This is a genomic window from Flavobacterium nackdongense, assembly GCF_004355225.1.
GTDB lineage: Bacteria > Bacteroidota > Bacteroidia > Flavobacteriales > Flavobacteriaceae > Flavobacterium > Flavobacterium nackdongense.
In genome coordinates this window covers 714,926-736,653 of the sequence record NZ_CP037933.1, presented here as the reverse complement: position 1 = coordinate 736,653, position 21,728 = coordinate 714,926, and the positions used below count along the sequence as shown (strand labels likewise).

The 21,728-nt window shown below is 36.3% G+C and carries 14 protein-coding genes; 1 reads left to right on the top strand and 13 read right to left on the bottom strand.

The window, feature by feature from the left end; all coding sequences use genetic code 11:
• Window positions 1-3 precede the first annotated feature (3 nt).
• The 5 genes from E1750_RS02960 to E1750_RS17705 all read right to left on the bottom strand — a co-directional run bounded on the left by E1750_RS02960 (window position 4) and on the right by E1750_RS17705 (window position 4,602).
• Complete coding sequence (locus E1750_RS02960) at window positions 4-1,551, bottom strand: DUF4407 domain-containing protein (protein ID WP_133275332.1); 1,548 nt, start codon at window positions 1,549-1,551, stop codon at window positions 4-6.
• Window positions 1,535-2,797 (bottom strand): DUF4407 domain-containing protein, encoded by a 1,263-nt coding sequence (locus tag E1750_RS02955; RefSeq protein ID WP_133275331.1) that lies wholly within the window; start codon window positions 2,795-2,797, stop codon window positions 1,535-1,537. Before E1750_RS02955 ends, E1750_RS02960 begins: the two co-directional genes overlap by 17 nt.
• Window positions 2,794-3,261 carry a hypothetical protein gene (locus E1750_RS02950; RefSeq protein WP_133275330.1) on the bottom strand — a complete coding sequence of 156 codons (468 nt, stop codon included), beginning with the start codon at window positions 3,259-3,261 and terminating at the stop codon, window positions 2,794-2,796. The genes E1750_RS02955 and E1750_RS02950 overlap by 4 nt, the downstream gene beginning before the upstream one ends.
• Before the next feature lie 100 nt (window positions 3,262-3,361).
• Complete coding sequence (locus E1750_RS02945) at window positions 3,362-3,721, bottom strand: DUF4359 domain-containing protein (RefSeq protein ID WP_133275329.1); 360 nt, start codon at window positions 3,719-3,721, stop codon at window positions 3,362-3,364.
• 722 nt (window positions 3,722-4,443) lie between these two features.
• The gene (locus tag E1750_RS17705; RefSeq protein WP_165697998.1) at window positions 4,444-4,602 is read right to left on the bottom strand and encodes a hypothetical protein; all 159 of its coding nucleotides are present in this window, start codon (window positions 4,600-4,602) and stop codon (window positions 4,444-4,446) included.
• 335 nt (window positions 4,603-4,937) lie between these two features.
• Here E1750_RS17705 and E1750_RS02940 point away from each other — a divergent pair, with 335 nt between their 5' ends.
• Window positions 4,938-5,798, top strand: coding sequence for a hypothetical protein (locus tag E1750_RS02940; RefSeq protein ID WP_133275328.1), 861 nt, complete (start codon window positions 4,938-4,940; stop codon window positions 5,796-5,798).
• A 472-nt stretch (window positions 5,799-6,270) separates the two neighbouring features.
• Here the strand turns inward: E1750_RS02940 and tnpA are convergent, their stop codons facing one another.
• From tnpA to E1750_RS02900, 8 genes are all read right to left on the bottom strand, one after another.
• Complete coding sequence (gene tnpA / locus E1750_RS02935) at window positions 6,271-6,711, bottom strand: IS200/IS605 family transposase (RefSeq protein ID WP_133275327.1); 441 nt, start codon at window positions 6,709-6,711, stop codon at window positions 6,271-6,273.
• 181 nt (window positions 6,712-6,892) lie between these two features.
• The gene (locus tag E1750_RS02930; RefSeq protein ID WP_165697997.1) at window positions 6,893-7,963 is read right to left on the bottom strand and encodes a PorP/SprF family type IX secretion system membrane protein; all 1,071 of its coding nucleotides are present in this window, start codon (window positions 7,961-7,963) and stop codon (window positions 6,893-6,895) included.
• An 11-nt stretch (window positions 7,964-7,974) separates the two neighbouring features.
• A complete protein-coding gene (locus E1750_RS02925) occupies window positions 7,975-16,236 on the bottom strand; it encodes a PKD-like domain-containing protein (protein ID WP_133275325.1) in 8,262 nt (2,753 codons plus the stop codon).
• Between the two features lie 221 nt (window positions 16,237-16,457).
• On the bottom strand, window positions 16,458-16,862 hold the full coding sequence (locus E1750_RS02920) for a 5-fold beta-flower protein (protein ID WP_133275324.1): 405 nt from the start codon (window positions 16,860-16,862) through the stop codon (window positions 16,458-16,460).
• Window positions 16,863-17,316: 454 nt separating this feature from the next.
• Window positions 17,317-18,135, bottom strand: a complete 819-nt coding sequence (locus E1750_RS02915; protein ID WP_133275323.1) for a DUF7192 family protein — start codon at window positions 18,133-18,135, stop codon at window positions 17,317-17,319.
• A gap of 1 nt (window position 18,136) precedes the next feature.
• On the bottom strand, window positions 18,137-19,207 hold the full coding sequence (locus tag E1750_RS02910; protein WP_165697996.1) for an AAA family ATPase: 1,071 nt from the start codon (window positions 19,205-19,207) through the stop codon (window positions 18,137-18,139).
• A 117-nt stretch (window positions 19,208-19,324) separates the two neighbouring features.
• On the bottom strand, window positions 19,325-20,083 hold the full coding sequence (locus tag E1750_RS02905; RefSeq protein WP_133275322.1) for a LytR/AlgR family response regulator transcription factor: 759 nt from the start codon (window positions 20,081-20,083) through the stop codon (window positions 19,325-19,327).
• Between the two features lie 149 nt (window positions 20,084-20,232).
• Window positions 20,233-21,726, bottom strand: coding sequence for a class I SAM-dependent DNA methyltransferase (locus E1750_RS02900; protein ID WP_133275321.1), 1,494 nt, complete (start codon window positions 21,724-21,726; stop codon window positions 20,233-20,235).
• Between the last annotated feature and the right edge of the window lie 2 nt (window positions 21,727-21,728).

Below are 21,728 nucleotides of genomic sequence, written 5' to 3'. Positions count from 1 at the left end.
TGGTTATTGTTTTTCTGCTTCATTAGTATTATTGTAAACGAAATTTAAAAGACCAATTTCATTATTAATAATTAATGGTGTATGAATTTTTTTGGTTCTAAAAGGGCAATCTAACCAATATTCATATTTTATCATTTCTTCATCAACATATTCTTCAAAAATTTGTTTGGAGATTTCGTTGTATTTGGCAAGATTCACCTGTTTTAGTTTTTCCAATAATGGAAGTAATTTTTTCAATGAATTCCTATTGTACTGTATAACATTAGCCGTAAGGGTTTGGGAAAATTTCTTTTTAGCAATATCGTATTCTTCCAATATTATTTTATGCTCAATTAGCATTCTTTGAAAATAATAATCTGAGGTTCTTATATTTTTAATGTTGGTTGATTTTATCTTTTTTTCTAACCAATTGAAATTAGTAGTATTTATTAATTCTTCTCTCAATCTAATAATTTCCGGTTCATTTAGTTCTTGTGTTTTAAAAATAGCTGCTGATACATCACGAACCTTATATTTAAAGTAAATGGGTAATAAAAACACCAAACATACCAGTAAAGTAACTATCCAAGAAACTGGATTTTCAGCCAATAGCAATTGAATTGTTTTGACATAGAAATTACTTTTATTCAATAATTCATTTAAAACAGTATAGTTGTTTATTTTTTCAGTTACTAATGCTATTAAATTAGTTTTGAATTTATAAAAATCATCTTCCAAACTTCCATTTATTGTAATAGAATCGATAGAAGTTATAAAATCATTGTCAGATTGTACTTCATTATTTAGCAAACTATCTAAATTTTCTAAAATCCCCTCTTTTTTGGCTATCTCTTGAGGAATTAGAAATGATTTTTCTTCGATTAAGTTAAGTTGTTTTAAGAGTTTTGATGTGTTAACAATAAACAAACTATCTTTATAAATCTTGTCATTAATTGTTTGTATTCTTTCTAATAATTTTGGAGCTATTTGACTATTTATTCTATTTTTTATTTTATTAACAAACTCTTTTTGATCTAAAAGTTCATTTTTTATTAATTCTTTATTTGTAAAGGAATATAACTTTACTCTTTCTTGAATTTTGTGTTTATCAATGCTTGTTGCAACTGTTGAAGAAAGTAAACGAACGTTTAGTGGTTGGGCTATTATGATTGCCAATAACACCATAAAACTCATTCGGAGCAGCATAGATAAGTTTAAAAAAGTATTTTGAACCTTTGGTTCTTCTAAATCATTTATTTTTCTTTTTTTCTTTTTAGATGATAAGGGAATAATGGCGGGTGAAATAGTGTGTAGCAAAAGTAAATACATATTGACTATTATTGTACCCCAGATGATTCCCACTGGAATACTCATCAATTTTGCTCCTCCGTCAAATAATGAATAAGTGAAAAAGGTAGCGCTGAAAAAACATCCTACAAAGATTAGCAACACAAAAAAGCCTAAAAGAGCAAATCGTTTCTGAATTTCTCCTTTACATCTTTTTAGTATGAAGTTATCTTCACCAGAACAGGTAAATAAAAAAAGCCTTATGCTGTTATACGTCTTGTTCATTTTTGTCGATAGACTTTATATAAGTATCTAAATTTTCATCTATTTTTTTCTTTTCACGTTCTTTATACTTTTGAATTGCATAGTCAGTTAACTCCTTTTGAATTTCGGTAACTTTTATCTTTTCATAAATTAATTTTTCAGCTTCGTGATTAATAGTTAAATGTTTTTCAATACCCTGCTTGTCTTTGTAATAATCATATTTCACTTCTATTCCATAATCAGCTTTAATTAATTCATCTCTGTTTTCTGCGAGATAATCATAAGTAGTTTTGGTTAACATTAATTTGAAAAATATGGGTGTTAATTCTATTGCCATAAACAGTAAAGTAATAAAAATTGTTATAGTCCAACCTGCTTCTTGATGTGCTTTTCTTATTCTAATCAAAAGACCATCTAATGAGGCTAGTTCTTTGTCAATATTTTTTATTTTTTTTTGTTTTTCAACTTCAGCAGCTCTTAAATCAATTGAAACAGACTTGTATAGGCTGTTGTTTTTTAATTCTATGAGTTTATTTTCAGCTATGCTTTTTAATCTTTCCAAATTTTTTGCTCTATCTCCATAGCCTGGTCTATCGCCTGATATTTCGATTCGAAGAGTATTTTCATATTCTGAGATTAATTTTTCGTTATCGTCAATCCCAGTTTGTATTCTACCTAAATTCTTTTTTAGTTCAGAAACTGATTTTTCATAATTAGTCTGAATTTGATCAATCCTTACTCCTTTAAGACTATCTTGTTCTGCTTTTACGGCAATATTGATTTCAGATTGAAACATTCGTATTTCAATTGGTTTCGAAATCGTAATTGCTATTATCATACCCATAATGATTCTTGGAATAGCTCCTATTATTTCATCTTTTGTGATTTTTTCAGTGCCATCTCCTTTACCTGTACTAGTAACAATGAAGCGGTCTATATTAAAAATTATTAATCCCCAAATAACACCAAAAATTAATGCCATTATTACACTTGGTATATCGGTCGGGATTAAATCTGGATTATCAATTACAGTTACGACTTTATCTAATACATTTGCAGACTTAGGAGAAAAAATGGTATAAAAAGCATATCCGCCAGCCAAACCAGCCATAGCACCTGTTGCAAAAACGATTCCTCCTAAACACATATACTTAATTTGGTCAGAATACGTTGCTCTTTCTAAAAGATAGCGATCTCCACCTGCGCATTTCCATAGAAATCGCATTACTGAACTTGATTTTGGTAATTCGTAGTAATCTCGTGTCATATAAATTCGTTTTGGTTAAAGGAATTGGTTTTTATTTGTAATGAATGGTTTGTTATCTTAATTTTTTTAGACATAATATTTGGTTTTTCTATGCCTAGATAAATAAATGGATATGCTAGTTTAGGAACGTTTTGTTCCTTTAGTTTTAGGGAAAGATTAGAAATAGTGGTTTTAAAACTATTGCTATTTAAAGTCAGTTGTGGTTCAAATTGTATTTTATATGTTTTCTTCCTAAAGAATCCATAAACAATTAAATCAAACTCATTGTCAAAGTTTTCTATATTAAAAATTTTGATTTGTTTTTCTAGCGTTTTATGATTACCAAATCGATAATAAATGGCATTTTTAAAACGGTAATTGATAACTATGAAACTATTGTCAAAGAGGTGCTTAGTGTCATAGTCTAAATGCAACAATTCAATATTTCTTCTTTTTCTAAAAAGAATTACAAAAAACCGAGCCATCACAACTTTTACAAATTGGAGCTTTATTAGTAGATATTTTAGATATTGTGAGAACAAATTTTATGCTATAATAATTATATAATTTTTAATTGTTAAATACTTATTGTTTCTTTCTAAAAGCATCTTCTATTTTGCTTGAAAGAAAAACTTTCCCCAATAAACCATAACCAATTGATTTTTCTTGACCTTCATATGTAAATTTTGTAATGGAAAAAAGAATATAATTGTCACAGCTAACCCCATTTTCAACTATTGTATTAATTAGAGAAGTGCCTAATAAACTTCCTAAGGCCTGAAAACTATTATTTGATTCAGTTTCATTTTCTTTCAATTGTTTTTGGAACAACGATGTAATTGTAGTTTTTACTTTTTCTTTATGTGCAGTTTGATTTGGATTTGTGAAAATTGCTATTATTAAAATAATACTCACTGCAATTAAAGCTATTTGTTTTGTTTTCATATTTTACTGTGGTTAATTGATTAATTCAATTTTTTACTTCATCACTAATTTTTGAATTTCATTCGTAATAATTTATAAAGGTCATTGATTTAATTTTTCAAATTATTATTCTCCAAACTTACATCCATTAAAAATCACTTCCTACCAGGAAACCTCATTTTGAGGTTTTTTTTAAAATATTTTAAAAGTAATTGATTGTGAATTTTTTAACAATGATATTTATCATAAAATCAATTAATATTTAAAAACTATAAAGCAATTTTAACGAATCCTACTGCAACCCAGTTGCAGTCATTAGCTTTTTATTAACAATCTTTAAGGTGTTAAAAATTATTAATTCAAACCTACGGCCGTTAAAATTCATTTCCTTACGGAAAACCTCATTTTGGGTCATTTTTTTATTATTTTTTTAGTAAGAGACCAAAAAATATTTTACGCGAAGACTTTAACCCTTGGTTTTGTTGGGTTAAATCAATATTTAGGAAGGAATTAAAAAGTGTTTTGTTGTGATAATATTTAGTGCTATTATGCTGTGCTAACTCAAAATACTGGCCAATAAGAATTATGAGGCGACCAATTTAGACTAGATTAATCGTTTCAGCAGGGGTAATATATTCGGCTAAAAAAGTAAAATCGGGAAAGGAATCTTTTTGATGACCATTTCCCGAAATCACAGAAATTTAATAAATAAACTAAATTGGTTTACTTAGATTCAAAAGGGACTATGGTTTTGGAGGAGGAATAAGCAAGGGGTCTCCGCTCTCGGTCGCTACCACGGTCGCTTTAGTGTTGCTTTGTGTAGTTGGTGCTGTATCATCTGTGCAAGAAATCATTACAATACTGGCGATGACATAAATCGATAATAAAAGTATTCTTTTCATTTTTTTGGAATTAAAAATTAGACATAGTTTGGGCCGTCCGATAGTAAAATCGAATCATTGCCTGTGGGTAAACCCTTGTAAAAGGATCACTCTGATGGTTTTTTGGGAAGTGAAGTGTGTTGCAAAGAATAACAGGAGGTATACTTCCCGAATACTCATGTTATTCTTTTTGGCTACACTTTTTTAGAACTAGTTTTGTACATTTGCTTCTAATGCATTTCAAAGCAGAAACTAATTCTGTTGCAAAGAACTATCGGTATTGTTGGAGTTTTGATATGGAATTCCGGTATTTCCGATACTTCCGATGAATTCCGTTTAATATTTAAAACTGATGAATGAAAAATACTTTTGAAGGATTTGTTGCAGGGGTAAAACAACAATATGAGGTTGCTAAAAATGGGATGTATTCCGGTTATTTATTGAATCCTTCACCGGCACAACTCAGGAATTTATGTTTGTTGCTTTTAGAAAATAATTGGACCAAGAGTGATGAAGAAATAGTTAAGATTTTCTTTCAAGTTAAAGAAGGAGTGATGCTCAGAAAAGCGATTGATAATTTTGATATTGAAAAATTCAGACCCATATGTAACTTTTTAAAAGGAAAGTCAGAGAAGACCAATCCTGTAGGTTTAAATCTAATTGCCATTTTAGTAGATTATCAGCCAAGACCTTTTAATAAATATTTAAAAGTGAATGTTAATGGTAATTTAGAAGTACGGCCCGAAGAGAAGGAAGAAATGCAAAGCATTAAAACTTTTGATTTTGGATGGACTGAACCTTCTGCGAAAGAGGATATTTCGATCAAAAGTATTTTTAATGGAAAGTGGAGTAGGATTGGAGCGGTTTTACTTTTTGTTTTGGGTTCCGGTTACTTACTAAACCAAAAGTTCTTTCCAGAAAAAGAATGTATGCAATGGCAAAAGGACCATTATGAGAGGGTGGATTGTAGTAGGGTACAACAAGGAATAATTTCTTCAAATGAAATAATGCCCATCGATAATAGGCTAATAAATCTCCAAAAAATAGAAGTAAATCAACAAACGCAATTCTTCAAAAATGGAGAACCTCTGGTGTGGTATAGTAAATCGAATGGAAAAGTGTCCTTTTTTAATTCCTATGGAATCAATCCCGAAACGGGCAAACCCTTGAAACCTATTACAAAATACATGATTGATAAATATGTTTTGAACCAATAGATTGCATCAGACAACTTGCTCTGCGTTGATGCTTACATAGGATTTCGCTAATTAGTATGGTCAGCTAATAAAATAATTATTGATTTCAAACTCCAGCGATGGCATGCAATACCAGCTTTATATTTTAGTCTTTGAATTGCCCCCTGCCTTGAATTGCCTCCTGCCTTGAATTGCCCCCAGCCTTGAATTGCCCCCAGCCTTGAATTGCCCCCAGCCTTGAATTGCCCCCAGCCTTGAATTGCCCCCAGCCTTGAATTGCCCTCAGCCTTGAATTGCCCTCAGCCTTGAATTGCCCCCAGCCTTGAATTGCCCTCAGCCTTGAATTGCCCTCAGCCTTGAATTGCCCTCAGCCTTGAATTGCCCCCAGCCTTGAATTGCCCCCAGCCTTGAATTGCCCTCAGCCTTGAATTGCCCCCAGCTTCAGCTGGGGGGGGGGAGGAAAATAAATCCAAATTGGCTTTAGCCAAAACATTTATTCATCAACAAATTTTTGAAACCCATATTTGATGATAAATTCATTATATTCTTCATCAAATGTTTTTTTGCTATGGTGCTGCTCTTGATTTTTGATATAATTCCGCACTCTGTCTAATACAGATTCACTAACAGAAACAGCAAAATACTCATCCTGCCATTCGAATCTATCCAAGATTAATTTTTGTTTATTCATCCAAAAGGAAGATTCACCTTTTATTAATTGCATTACTTTTTGAATGGTTTGATCTGCCCCAAGAGAAATCAAGCAATGACAATGATCAGAATATCCATTGATAAAATCAATATGAATTCCTTTTTCTGTTGCATTTTTGCGGATGTAATTCCACATCATTTGTCTTATTTCTCTGGTTTCCAGAAATGGAACTCTGTTTTTTGTGGACCACACAAAATGAATGTATACTTTTATGAATGACATACTTTATGAATTTTAATTTGATTGCTAATTTGCATAACAAATTTTGGCTAAAGCCTGATTAACATCCAATTTTCATATTCCTCCAGCTAAAGCTGGAGGCAATTCAAATCTATTCAATTCAAACTGCCTCAAGATTGAATTTTGATAACAGTAGTTCTAGAGAACCTGAACAAATGCACCCTTAATAATTCCTCCCCCAAGGCCTTCTCACCAAATAATTGTTGCAACTATGGCATTCTCTTCCAATTTGCCAGGTTAGTGAAAATTCGTGTACACCTTGAGTATTATCTATTTTTGAAGTGCTGATGTCATAAGAATAACCAAAAGTGAAGTTGTTGATTTGGATAGAACCAATCAGATTGATGGAAGTAAGAAGATGACTTTGATCACTTTTTGGCATAGGGTTGGTAGCTGCAATAACTCCTAGAATAAAAGGGTTAAAATGTAAAGCACTACCAAAATCCAAGCGATTGTATTCCCCTTGTTTCATAAAATTAGAAGTGAGGACAAACTTCGAATAATCAGGCAAGAACGTAAAATTAGGGTTCCTGTCAAGATCAAAGGAATAGCCACTTTGAATGGACAAATTCATATCCAAAGGGACTTCGCCTTCCGATTCGAAGGCAATATTGGGGGTGTTGAGATGCTTTAAAGAAATACCTAGCCAAAAATCTTCGTCATAGAGCAAAAAGCCAGAAGAAATATCTAAGAAATTGACTTTGTTCCTGAGGTAAAATTGACTGGGGTCGTTAGTTCCGCCATTGATACTACCATTATCGGTGTTGATTTGGTCTTCATACAAAAGACTTTTGAAATTGAAATTTTTCAAACCATAGCCCGCTTCTAAACCTAAAATCAATCGTAAGTTCGAAGAAAAATTGTCTAAATCAAGATTCAACGAAGTTACCCCATTGATTTGAGTATAATTATAATTGGTAAAAACTTCGTGCTGATTGAGAATGGTAAGACCAATACCAATATTTTGCAGATTGGAATCATATGGACGAGAATCCTCGGATAAATTCCCCACGGACCCATTGATAAAGGCATATTCGGTATCGAGTCGTCGGGCACCATCCGGCCACTGGGTTCTATGCAATATGCCTGTATGGAGAGTGTTGACAGCTCCGGTAAAAGCACCGTTCTGGGTCTCAGGAACAAAATAGTATTGCGTAAAAACAGGGTCTTGGGCCTTCACTTCAAGTGTAGTGAGGGTGGCAACTAGTATATATAAAACAAGTTTTAAATTCATTCGCATAGGGCTTATTTTAGTAATACAAATGGGGTGTTTTCATTGACAGTAGTTCCATAAAAAGTTAGGCCACTCACTTTAGAATAATAATTGCCATTTTCAGCATTACCACCTTTAATTTTGCCATCCCAACCCCTTATTACGTCTCCAGTTTCAGAATAAATCAAAGATCCCCAAGTGTCATAAATATCCAGACGTACTTTTTTCAAGCCCTTTGTCACAGGTCTAAAAGTATCATTTAAACTATCATTGTTGGGAGTGAAAGCCGTTGGAACCACCAATACATACCCTTTTTCTACTGAAAGGGTAATTTTCTGTACATAGACACAACCAAAAGGATAAGTGACTGTTTGGGTGACGACGTAATCCTTTGGATTGACGAAAGTATGCACGGGATTAAGTTCGGTAGAGGTAGCGCCATCGCCAAAATCCCAAATCATACTGATAAAATTACCAGTGGCTGTATTAGTAAATTGAATAGGGTCATTGATAGAATAAGCTCCATAGTTGGTATTAGCCGTCGAACTGACATCGAAAGAAGGGGAACCTAATACGGGAATGTCAACCGTAAAAGTATAATTGGCTTTACAGCCAAGGGCATCGGTCACGTTTAAAATGACAGTTCCATTTTGATTGGTAGTCATCATTTCATTATTGGCGCCACTTACCGTACCACTAGACCAAATCAGTTGATATGGAGGAACGCCACCCGAAACTTTGGATATGAACGTTTGTTTGACGTATTTGGTTTCGCAATTAAAATCCGTTTTGGTTTCCACACTAATCGTGATAGGAGGTGGGCGATTGATACTGTATTGCGCTTGTTGGCTACAACCATTGGCGTCTTTTACAGTAACCAAATAATTTCCCGCGGGAACATTAGTTAAATCCTCTGTTGTTGCTCCATTCGACCACGAATAAGTAAAGGGAGCAGAACCTCCAGAAACGAGTAGATTTATCGCACCACTATTGGCATCGTTGCAATCAAGGGCATTCGTGATATTTCCTTGCAACACTAGTAATTGAGGTTCCAATATGATAAAGGTTCGTTTGATGGTGCAGGGTTTACCATCGATGATGGTGACGGTGTACGAGCCTGGCCCGAGATTATTTCGAGTGGTTCCCGCCACGGCACTATCATCCCAAACCAGTTTTACAAGAGGAATGCCACCTACCAAATTAAGATTGATACTGCCGTTTTTAGCGCCAAAACAACTAATGTTTTTTACCACTGGATTTATCGTGAAAATGGGTGCCTCGGGAATATTGACATTCAAGGTCGAGGTACAATTATTAGCATCGGTAACCGTCACTAGATAATCTCCCGCCGATAGATTGTCCTGAAAACTGCCGCTTCCTAAGTTGCTCCAAACGATGGCATAAGGCGCAACACCTCCTGTGATGGTTAAGCTGATCGAAGCGTCATTTCCTCCATAACAAATAATGGGAGTGGTAGCTGCGGTAATTGTAATGGCGGTCGGTTGTGTCAAGCTAACACTTAGGGTTTTGATGCAACCTGAATTGTCGGTAACTGTCAAAGCATACGATCCCGCGACGACATTCGTTAAGTTTTGACTTGAACTTGTAAAACCATTGGGCCCTGACCAAGCATAGTTATAAGGCAAAGTACCCCCTGTAATGTTGACATTTATCGCTCCTGTAGCTGCTCCAAAACACAAAATATCGGCTTTATTATTCAAATTCACAGCTAAAATAGGAGGTTGGGTAATGGTAAACGAAGCTGTTTTTGGACCGCAACTATTGGCGTCTGAAACTGTTACAGTATAAATTCCAGGGCTTAAATTCGATACATCTTCGGCAGTACTAAAAGGAAGTCCATCTTTTGTCCAAGCATAAGTATAAGGAATGCTGCCTCCAGTAATCGTGATTTTGATTTCACCATTGGCAGCATTAAAGCAAGTGATGTCTTTTTCTAAATCGGTGGTGATGACAATATCTTGGGGTTCGGTGATGGTTACGGTTTGCACTTTGGTACAATTGTTCGAATCAGTTACAGTCAAATGATATACTCCTGCGAGTAAACCCGTTAAAGAAGGGGTGGTTTGTACCGGATTGGTATCCCAAGCATAAGTCAAAGTTCCTGCACCTCCACTAGCTAAAACAGTTACAGCTCCTGTGCTATTTCCAAAACAATCTACATTGGTTTGTGAAGCGATGGAAGTGACAATGCCGTTGGGTTCTGTTATAATGGCTTGTGCTGTTGTGGTACAACCTTTGGCATCGGTGACAGTTGCAGTATAGGTTCCAATGGGTAAATTGACTGCCACATCGGTCGTTTGAGCCGGTATTGTATTCCAAGAATAAGTATAAGGAAGAGTACCGCCACTGGCAGAAACGGTTGCCGAACCGGTGCTGTGTCCAGAACAGAATACATTAGTTTGAGCACTAATACTGGCTACCATTCCGATAGGTTCGTTGATAGTAACAGAGGTTGAGGTGCTGCAACCATTGACGTCAGATATTGAAACACTGTAAGTTCCAGCTTTTAATCCTGTGGCTGTCGCCAATGTTTGGGCCGGAATCGTATTCCAAATATAGGAATAAGGTGCTGTTCCGCCAGAAACGGTGGCAGTGGCACTTCCATCATTTCCTCCAAAGCAACTAACATCTGATGAATTCGAAATCGTCGAACTGAGTCCTGCCGGTGGTTGGGTAATGATTACCGACTGAATGGTAGAACATCCATTGGCATCAGTAACGGTTAAATGATAATTGCCTGCCGCTAATCCACTAACAGTCGCTGTGGTTTGTACTGGAACGGTATCCCAAGAATAGGATAAAATTCCTGTTCCTCCGCTAGCAGATACCGTCGCGGAACCAGTAGTATTGCCAAAACATAAGACATTGGTTTGAGCACTTATGGTAGTAAGAATGGCATTAGGCTCGGTAATTAGGACTTGTTTTTGAACGGAACAACCATTGGTATCGGTTATAGTAACAATATACGTTCCTGCCTTCAATCCTGCAGCTGTTGTTGAGGTTTGAACGGGAATCGTATTCCAAGAATAGGTTAAAGTGCCGACTCCGCCACTAGCCGTAACCGTGGCTGAACCGGTGGCATCTCCGGCACAACCGACATTGGTTTGAGAGGTTATGGAAGCAGTTACTCCACTAGGTTGACTGATTAGGATGCCAGCAATAGTTTTTACACTGCCATTCGCATCGGTAACTTTAATATCATAAATCCCTGCAGCCAAATTGATAAAAGTATAACTTATGGCTGCCGAATCCAAAACGCTTGTAATAGTACCTCCGCCTTGTAGGGTCAAAAAATAATCATAGGGGCCAACAGATTCTTGTGTGATATCCAATTTTAGGACTCCCGTCTTATTATCAAAACACTTCACATCAATATGGGCCGAAAGATCTTCTTGAATTATCAAAGGTTGGGGCGAAGTCAAAGTAAAATTCAATACCCTAGCACTGCAAACCCCGTCATTTATTGTTAAGGAATATACTCCCGCAGGCACATTGGTGATGTCTTGGGTTGTTGCCGAAAAGGAACCTGGACCTGACCATAAATAGCTGTACGTTCCAGAGCCTCCTGTAACTGTAATATCAATTGATCCATCCGAGGCACCAACAGCACTTACATTGAAACCACTATAATTAGACAAAACACTCGATGTTGTAATAGCTGGATTCACGGTTATTTTATAATCGAAACTTGGACCGGTACACGAAATACCGTTGGTAAGTATAGTTGCTGTTGCTTTATAAAGTACTGTCAGTGGACTAGCAGTGGTATTGGTTAAAGATTGGACAGGAATTGTGTCGGTTCCTGTTGCAGTTGCTCCAGATATTCCAGCTGGTATTGTTGCCGTCCAATTGAAACTAATAGCGCCTGTTGTTGGACTCGATAACGTTATGGCTGAACTTGTTGAACTACTGCAAATCGTTTGATTGGCTCCTGAAAATTGCACCTTTGGCAACGGATTAACGGTAATCGCTACCGTAAAGGGACTGCCTGTACAACTGCCTGCTTTTGGAATTACGGTATAAGTTGCTGTTTGTACTGTATCTGTCGGATTGGTTAATGTACCACTAATAGTTGCTTGATTGTTTGACGCTATGCCTCCAATAATTCCTCCGGTAACTACCGGTGCTGCCCAAGAATAAGTGGTTCCAACTGGAATACTATTGCTACCACCATCAACTGGAATGATGGAAAAAGCAGTTGCAGAACAGATGGTTTGAGCTAGGGCAGAGGTGATGGAGGGAACAGGATTAACAGTTATGGTATAAGGATATGAAATTCCTTGACAACTTACCCCACTAGTCGATTCGGCTGTTGCCAAATAGGTAACCACAATCGGGAGATGGGTCGAATTGGTTAAAGTTTGCACAGGAATAGTATTGGTACCACTCGTGATGACTCCCGTAATTCCAACGGGTTCCACCGCTGTCCATGCAAAAGTAGTTCCCGCTGCTGCGCTACTCAAATTGACTAAAGCAGAGGCCGAACCCGAACATATAATTTGATTGGAAGGCGTAAAGAGGACTGCAGGCGATGGGTTTACTGTAATAGTAAAATTTCGAGCAGTTCCAGTACAACCATTCAAAATAGGGGTCACTGTAATCGTGGCAACAACCGGATTAGTTCCGTTATTTAGGGCTGTAAATGCAGGGATATCTCCCACACCAGAGGCTCCTAGACCAATACTTGTATTATTGTTGGTCCAATTATAAAGGGTATTGATAAGGGATCCTGTAAAGGCAACGGCAGTAGTTTGTTGTCCGTTGCAAACCGTTTGATTGGAAGGCAAATCCACCGTTGGACTAGGATTAACGGTAATGGTAAAAGTTCTAACTGTTCCGGTACAACCATTTGCTTTTGGGGTGACTGTGATGTTGGCAATTTGAGGGCTAGCACCACCATTTATAGCTGTAAATGAAGCGATGTTCCCGCTTCCGCTTGCTGCCAAACCTATGCTTGTGTTGTCGTTTGTCCATTCAAAACTAGTTCCTGAAACAGTTCCTGTAAAGTTAATAAGACCAGTTGCTGAGCCATTACATCGTATAATACTACTTATAGGATTTACCGTAGGTGTTGGATTTACAGTGATGGTAAAGGTTTTCGAAGTCCCCGGACATCCATTCGCTGTTGGTGTTACAGTAATAGTTGCGACAATTGGAGTTGTCCCCGTATTTAGAGCCGAAAAGGAAGGAATAGTGTTGATGCCGGTAGCTGGAATTCCAATGCTTGTGATATTGGAATTCCAATTGAAAGTCGCCCCGGACACCGACCCAGTAAAATTGATTGCTGTACTAGTTTCTCCGGCACAAAGAACAAGGTTTGGCGTTGCATTTACATCAGGTTTTGGATGCACGGTGACAACCACATCAAAGGGTAAGCCTGAACAACCATTCAACAATGGAGTTACAGTATAAGTAGCGGTTTGCGAACTATTACTGGGATTGGTCAAAGTGCCTGTAATAGCGGTTTGATTCGTTCCGGCAGCTCCACCAGTCAAACCACCGGTTACAAGGGGTATTCCCCAAGAGTAAGTCGTTCCGATGGGAATAGTATTTCCAGCACCATTAGTTGGTGTAACGGCAAATAAGTTGCCACTACACGTTGTAGCAGTCATATTGGTGGCAATAAAGGGTTTCGGTTTTACCGTAATGGTATAAGGGAATGGGACTCCAGAACAAGTGGCGCCGCCGGTTACAGTTGCTGTGGCATTGTAAGTGACCACGATATTAGCATTGGTGCTATTAATCAAGGTTTGAGCAGGAAGGGTTGTGGTGCCACTTAGTACAACCCCTGATATTCCTGCAGGCTGCACAGCTGTCCAATTAATAGTTGCTCCCACAACACTGCTTAAGTTTACTGCAGTCGATGTATCGCCGGAACAAAGAATCTGGTTTGGAATCGAAAAACTAACGGTAGGGGTCGGGTTGACTGTAAAGAGTTCGGTTGATTTACATCCAAGACTATTGGTATAGATAATGGTTGTCGTTCCTGCTGCAATTCCTTTCACTAATCCGGCAGAACTCACTGTAGCAACTGCCGGTGCAGAGGAGATCCAAGGATTTGTTGCAGCTGCGGTTGCCGAACCCGTTAATTGGGAAGTAGAACCAATACACGAAAACAAGGTACCAGTTATAGTTGGCGAAGCGCTTATGGTAAAAGTTTGATTTGTTGCCGTAGTTGTACCACATTCATTGGTAACGGTTAATGATACTGTAAAAGTACCAGTCGTACTGTAACTAATGGGACCGGGAACGGCTAAATTTGAAGTTGCTGGCGAACCTCCGGGAAAACTCCAAGCATAACTCAAAGGGTTTTGCGTTCCGCAGTTAACAACCGTAGCGGCTGGACTTATTGTGGTGGTTGGCAAACTTTGACAAAGGGAAGCAATTGGAGTTATACTTACTGTTGGTGGTTTTTTGACTGTAACCGTTTGAATTGCTGATGTAACAGAACCGCATGAATTGGTAGTAGTTAAAGTTATAGAATAGGTTCCAGAATTTATAAAATTAAATTCGGGCTCAAAAGAGGTCAAGCTTGTTCCGTTTAATAAAGTATAATTTGAACTAGTTCCACAATTTGAAGCAGTATAAGTAACATTCCATTGGTATGTTGGAGGCGAACAAGAATTTGCAGTAGCAGTAGTGTTAGTAGTTCCAACAGCCAACGGACTACAACCACTGATGTGGCTAAGAGTGAATGCTGGTACTAGTGGGGGTTCAATGCAAATAGTTTTGGTAATTTGATCAGATGGACACGAATTTCCACCTACTTTTAATGTAATTGTATAAATACCTGGCAAATTGAAAACGGGACAAATATCATTTGTACCCGATGTCCAAGTATTTGTATTTGAAGAGCCACTGTTATCGTTGCCCAAAGTTCCACTGCTAAGTGTAAAACCTGTCGACGGAGAAATTGACCATATCAATTTTGGATTTCCACAAGTTGTATTTGTTGGTATTGCTCCTCCTATTGTTGTGTTGGTTAAACAGATTGGGGTATTAGTACAAGTTATAGGTTTTGGTATTGTAAAATTAACAATTGGAGACACTGAAACACGTATAGGAACAACGCTTCCTGCCGAAGTATCACAAGGATTTGAGGCTTCAATATTTGCTGAAAATGAATTTTGATAAATTGTTGAACCATTATTACTAGTAATACCGCATGAAGTTTTTAAAAAAGTATGTGTTACAGAGGCAGGGGGGGGATGATTAAAAGTTAAAGGTGCTGAACCATCATTAAAAGTAATTGTGTAAATCGTTCCAGGAGGATTGTTTTCTGTTCCGGTAATCGGAAATGTAAGAGGTGTTGAACTACAAATATTTGTATTACCAGGATTTCCAATACCTACTGCTGGATTATTACCAACAAACACTTTATATATCCTTGAAATGGAACATCCATTTTGTCCTTTCACCGTGTAGGTTAATGTCCATAATCCAACAGAATAAGTATGAGAAGTTGTTGAAAATGTATTTGAAGTAAAATCAGGAGTTGAATCTCCCCAATTGATACTGTAATTACTGTTTGTCGCTAAAGTTGTAGAGGCATTAATAAATTGGATTTCAGAGACGGTATTAGAACAAACTCTAAAAGTTTTATATCCATTATAAATATCTGAAACCGCATCTGAATTTAAAGTAGTATCTGGATTTTGAATAGTGATAACTTTTGTCGTTTTATTAGTACATCCATTGACATCAGTAACTGTTAAAGTTACATTAAATGATTGCGTTGAATTTCCATTAGTATTATTAAATACATGAGTAGGATTCTGACTAGTTGAGGTAGATCCATCTCCAAAATTCCAAGCATAGGAACTGCCAACACTTGTTGTGGTAAATTGTACCGAGCTTCCCGAACACTGATTATCAGTAAAAGCAAAATCAACTACTGGTAATGGGTTTACAGTTACAGTTACACTATCAGAAAGTGCTTGAGTTCCGGATGAATCTTTAACACTTACTACAGTATAAGTGAGTGGTCCAGCAACAGATGTGGAAACAGGAATAGTGGCAATATCACCGCTCGAAACTATACTGATATTGGGTCCTGTTCCTATTTTATATTCAAAGGTGTAGGGTGCAGCTCCATTTTTTCCAGTCAAAGTAATAATAGGACTTGTACCTCCAAGACAAACAGACGAAGCATTTGTTGTTATTGTTGCAGTTGGCAGCGCCAAATAATCTACACAATCTTTATTTTTAGCATTTAACTTGAATCCGGTATTCAATAAAACAAACAGAAAAATTATTTTATATAGGCTTCTCATAGATTTTTTAACGGCTATTTGGGGATTATAGGGCTTTCAATAAATTAGTAATTCAAGGGGAATAAACATAAAGCTCCAAAATTACACATAATAAAAGTCAATTGCTTACGGCTTTCCACATTTGAGGTTAATTTTAATTGAAAATAAATTAGATACGAAATGATATTATTTTTCTAATAAGCAAACACAATCGGTTCGTAAAAAGGAAAGAAACAACTGCCTCATTTAAAAAAGAAAAACCGTACCGCTGCCCATGCTTTACTTATTCCTTTTGCATATCCTATCGTAGAATGGTTTTCGTCCTGAACTGTTCCATCCTCTTTTATATAACCTATAGTGGAATGATTACTGTCTTGAACCGTTCCATCACTTTTTAAATATCCTAAAGTAGCATGATTTTTATCCTGAATAGTGCCATCATTTTTGATATAACCCAAAGTGGAATGGTTACGGTCTTGAATCGTGCCATCCTCTTTTATATAGCCAACGGTACCATGATATGAATTTTCAATCCTACCATCATTTTTGATATACCCAGTGTTCGAGTGATTTTTCGATTGGATGGCTTGGCCTCTTGCGAAAATGCTGCACAAGAAGATTACAAGAAATGGAATGTTTTTTTTCATTTATTTACTTACTTAAAACAAATATATGTAGTTTAAAAATAGTTTCTTTACGTATTCCCTCATTGGAGTGGAATATTTTTTCAAAATATTTAATAGTATGTTTTAATGATTCAGTTCTAGAAATTATTTTGAACGAAATCGTGTTTAGTGGACTTAAGTTGGCTTAAAGAAAAATCCGAAGTGATGAGGCTTCGGATAGTTGGGTGTTGGCAAAAAATAGGCATTAGAAATGAAATACCTCTCCTTTTAAACTAATTGTATTTTACTGCTTTTTTGGTTTTGGAGGATTGTTACCCCTGTTTCCTCCCGAAGGGTTCCCTGTTTTGCTTGGCCATTGTGGATTTGGTTTTTGGGTTGGTTTTGGATTGCTCATTTTGAATAAATTATTGTTTTTTACCTACTCTATTTGCTTTTCGGTTTCCGCATTTTAATTATTTTTTAATTTTTTACTTTTTTACTTTTTTTCTATTGTAATGCCTAAATTTTGCAACTCTGTTACGATCCAATGTATCGCTTTATTGTCTGAAACCACGCCAGTAAACACTTCTTCTATATAGATGTCACCTTTATTTGTTGCTTTTGAAGGATAACCGTAATTTGTTGCGTAATCGGACCATCCTTCAATTTCTGCTATTGAAAACATTAATTTTCTTAGCATCGCAGGATGTGCCAAACAAAAAGCCAATTCAATCCTATTAAGTGGCTGGTTTGCTTTCTTTATTGTAACATCTATTTCAAACCATCCGACTTCTTTATTGTTTCCGTCTCTATCCCAAGGGCTATTTGAAGATGCGTCATTACATACGACTTCTGCTCTGTAGCCCGCATACTCAATAGCATCTACTAAAGCACAAATCATAGCACCTCTTTGAATTATTATTTCTGGACTAATACCAGCTGAAAAGCTTATGGAGCATACTATTGTAATGATCTTTCCTTGTTGATTATTTTCGTCATACTCTTTCGTAATGAAACATTCTGGATCATTTGATAGGTAATTTCCAATATCAATATAATTTCCTGCTACTGCATAAACTGGTTTGTGTCTTATAATTTTACTGGTAATTAACTCATTTACTCTGGCCTGAAATTTATCAACTTCAACTAAACCATCTTGCCATCCTGTTAAAGCTAATTTTTTTGATTCTTTCCAATCTAAACCACCGCTCCAACTTGTAGCATATCCTCTTGATGATCTTATTCTGGCATTACTTTGTCTAAAAGCATAACTCTGAAAATCATATAAATCATCAAATATTAAATGCTTATTCATTTTACAAGTTGTTTTTTATTTGTTGTACTGTTGCTAAGTCTAAACCTTTCCACAACACATTTTTCTCCACTTCTTTTCTTTCGATACCAGCTTCTAATAAAGTTGCTCCATAAAATGACGCTCGTGGACTGATTACAAAGCGAATTCCTAATTTCTTAGCCGCCTTTCTTACGCTCTGAACATAGTTTACCCACGTATCGTTTTTAGCCAACTCTCTTTCTAAATCTTCATCGATATTCCAATCAAAAAACACGAACCGGTCTAAAGATGCAGCATCTAATTGGTTTCTTCCAATGTATTCTCTATCGGCACCAGAACCATAAGTATTAGCTGCTGCGAGGCAATAAAAATCTTTATGACGTTCTATTTTTTTATCAGGAAAATCCATAAAATCATTCGCTAAAGCAGCATTAAAAGCTAAAATAGCTTGCGGATAGCTGGCATCAATTTCATCAAATAAAAACAATCCACCATTTTCGTAGGCTCTTCTAAATTCTGTAGAAACGATTGTTCCTTGTGCGTTGATAAAACCCGTTAGTTTGAATTCACTTGCAATTGCTCCAGTGAAATAAAAAGGAATATCTAATGCTTTGGCAATGTTTTTCGCCGCTGTTGTTTTACCAGAACCTGCAGATCCTACTAAATATACATTGACTTTGGCTTGCACATATTTTAATAAATTTTCAAATTGAATATGCTGCGTTCCTAAATCAACGGATTTGTTTCCTTTTTTGATTATGATATCAATTGTTTTTTTATTCTTTTTTGTGTCAATTTCTTCCTTCAATTTCTTTAGTTCCGCTTTTAAATTTCCTTCAGCACTTCCCATACGTCTGTTTAGCGCAATCAGTTTATCACTTAACAATTTGTTGTTATTGTTTTGATTGTTTTCTTGTTGTACGAAATCTTTTTTTATTCTTTCTTTAATGTCGGCATAGAGTTTTTTTTCGACGTCTTTTTCAATAACAGCAATGTTATTTTTTATCAATTTGATTACGTAATCCTCTAATGAAGTTTTGCCAAAAGAGGTAGTGCTTTGACGGTTGTTTTTGGTTTGTTTAGCTTGTATCATTTTAGTTTTTAGATTTTGATACAGCAAATCTCAAAAGAAAGTTAGCCCAAATATAATGTAGGATAATATTACCTTATTGTTAGTAACAAAAGGTTTTAAAAGAGTAACAAGAGCGGTTTATTTTTTTAACTGTTTTACCAAAGGTTGGTAATTTTCGGAAACTTGAAGGTATTTTGATTCCAATTTGCCCTGTGCGGTAAAAACTTCCACCTCAATAGATTCGGTGCTTTTGTGGTAGGCTTTAATGTGTTTTGCATTTACACGAAACGATTTGTGAATGGTAATGAATTGGGATTTTAGCAATCCTTTATCTTCCATTTTTGTGAAGGAGAAATCTATTAAGTTTTCTGGTTTACGATTGGTAAAGTGAATTTGTTTGTTATTGGATTCAGCTCCTTTGTTTTTATCAGTAGATAGATATACGATGGTATTGATTGCAATTTTATTTCGTTTGGACATACCAAAATCTAAATGTATGAATTCTTCTTTTTTGAACAGTTCTATTTCTTTTAAAAAACGTTGTGTTGTTTTCAAAAATTCTTGTTCGGTAAAAGGTTTGGTAATGTGATCTACACAAATATCATAATCTCTTTTTAGTTTTTCAATTTCCTTGATGTATTGTGCTGTATTACTGCTCACAAATAACACAGGTAATTTTAATTGAAATGCTACTTCCATTCCGGTCATATAAGAATCTCCGAGGTTAAGGTCAAGAAATAATACTTCAGGTTGTGTAGTTTTAACATCCTCCAAAAAAACTTTTGCCGAAGCGCAAGATGATACTACTGATACCATTCCAAAGCTTTCTAACATTTGCTGGTTTAGTAGTAATTGTTCTTTGTTGTCGTCGAGTAATGCGGCTTTTAATTTGGACATAATTATTGTTGATTTTTATTTTTTGTAAATATATTTGGAGTTAGGAAAATGAAGCAAACGGCAGCCGTGAGTTTAGGAATACCTAAAACAAAGCTAGGCCACAACCCAAAACCTCTTTCAATTAACTAATAACCCACAACCGACAACCCCTACTTCAAACTAGCAATTATCGCCCTAAAACTATCCAAACTCGCTTCAATATTCTCCACTATCTCCAAAGCCAAAACATCAGGATCTGGCAGGTTATCCAAATCAGCCAGAGATTTATCTTTCAACCAAGTAATATCCAAACTCGTTTTGTCTCTAGCAATGATTTCATCATAACTGAACTTCCTCCAACGTCCTTCAGGATTGGTCTCAGCATGATACGCTTCAGTCCGTTTGTGTCGGTTCTCTGGGTTGTAAAGCGTGATGAAATCCCTCAAATCATTCAGTTTCAAAGGATTTTTCTTTAGCGTATGATGCACATTGGTTCTGTAATCATAAACCCAAACTTCTTTAGTCCAAGGATCTTTGCTGGAAGGTTTGCCATCAAAAAACAAAACATTAGCTTTTACACCATTAGCATAGAAAATCCCTGTTGGCAAACGCAATATCGTATGTAAATCCGTGGTGTCCAATAGTTTTTTACGCACTGTTTCGCCAACGCCTCCCTCAAACAAAACATTATCAGGCAAAACCACTGCGGCCAATCCAGTCGTTTTAAGCATCGTGCGAATGTGTTGCACAAAGTTCAACTGCTTGTTGCTCGTAGTCACCCAGAAATCCTGACGGTTATAAGTCAAATCTTCTTTCTCCTGTTCGCCATCTTGATTGGTAAAGGTCATACTGCTCTTTTTACCAAAAGGTGGATTGGCCAAAATATAATCATAACGAGTACCCGAATCCGTAATCAGGGAATCATTAGGAGAAATAAAATTATCCGAATCAATATCACCTATATTATGCAAAAACAAATTCATCAAAGCCAACCGTCTAGTACTGGCGACAATCTCATTCCCGAAAAACGTTTCATATTTCAAGAACTGTTTGGCTTCTTTGTCCAAATCTCTATTTCCTACAATCCAATCATAAGCAGCTAGGAAAAAGCCTCCCGTGCCACAAGCTGGGTCCGCAATGGTCTTCAAGGGCTCTGGTCGCAAACATTCCACCATCGCCTTAATCAATGGGCGAGGGGTGAAGTACTGTCCGGCACCACTTTTGGTGTCCTCGGCGTTCTTTTCCAACAAACCTTCATAGATGTCGCCTTTGTCTTTCACACCCATCAAAATCCAGTTCTCGGCATTGATGAGCGCAATGAGTTTATACAACTTGGCAGGGTCTTGTATTTTGTTTTGACTTTTGACAAAGATTTGCCCCAAGATGCCTTTCTCTTTAGCCAATTCCCGCAACATAATATTATAATGCGTCTCCAACTCAGTCCCACTTTTGGTAGTCAAAGTCTCCCACGAAAACTCCATAGGAATGGGCATTTCTCGGTTGTGGGGCGGTTTGCTGTATTCGTCTGCCATTTTCAGGAACAGCAAATAAGTCAATTGCTCTAAGTAGTCACCATAACCTACACCATCGTCTCTTAGGGTTTGACAAAACGCCCATACTTTACTGACGATACTCGAGGTATTCGCTGAATTTTCTTTGCTCATAG

Bases quoted from the DNA above. Each gene is read 5' to 3' on its own strand.
- E1750_RS02960 (WP_133275332.1), bottom strand. From the start codon at position 1,551: ATGAACAAGACGTATAACAGCATAAGGCTTTTTTTATTTACCTGTTCT.
- E1750_RS02955 (WP_133275331.1), bottom strand. From the start codon at position 2,797: ATGACACGAGATTACTACGAATTACCAAAATCAAGTTCAGTAATGCGA.
- E1750_RS02950 (WP_133275330.1), bottom strand. From the start codon at position 3,261: ATGGCTCGGTTTTTTGTAATTCTTTTTAGAAAAAGAAGAAATATTGAA.
- E1750_RS02945 (WP_133275329.1), bottom strand. From the start codon at position 3,721: ATGAAAACAAAACAAATAGCTTTAATTGCAGTGAGTATTATTTTAATA.
- E1750_RS17705 (WP_165697998.1), bottom strand. From the start codon at position 4,602: ATGAAAAGAATACTTTTATTATCGATTTATGTCATCGCCAGTATTGTA.
- E1750_RS02940 (WP_133275328.1), top strand. From the start codon at position 4,938: ATGAAAAATACTTTTGAAGGATTTGTTGCAGGGGTAAAACAACAATAT.
- tnpA (WP_133275327.1), bottom strand. From the start codon at position 6,711: ATGTCATTCATAAAAGTATACATTCATTTTGTGTGGTCCACAAAAAAC.
- E1750_RS02930 (WP_165697997.1), bottom strand. From the start codon at position 7,963: ATGAATTTAAAACTTGTTTTATATATACTAGTTGCCACCCTCACTACA.
- E1750_RS02925 (WP_133275325.1), bottom strand. From the start codon at position 16,236: ATGAGAAGCCTATATAAAATAATTTTTCTGTTTGTTTTATTGAATACC.
- E1750_RS02920 (WP_133275324.1), bottom strand. From the start codon at position 16,862: ATGAAAAAAAACATTCCATTTCTTGTAATCTTCTTGTGCAGCATTTTC.
- E1750_RS02915 (WP_133275323.1), bottom strand. From the start codon at position 18,135: ATGAATAAGCATTTAATATTTGATGATTTATATGATTTTCAGAGTTAT.
- E1750_RS02910 (WP_165697996.1), bottom strand. From the start codon at position 19,207: ATGATACAAGCTAAACAAACCAAAAACAACCGTCAAAGCACTACCTCT.
- E1750_RS02905 (WP_133275322.1), bottom strand. From the start codon at position 20,083: ATGTCCAAATTAAAAGCCGCATTACTCGACGACAACAAAGAACAATTA.
- E1750_RS02900 (WP_133275321.1), bottom strand. From the start codon at position 21,726: ATGAGCAAAGAAAATTCAGCGAATACCTCGAGTATCGTCAGTAAAGTA.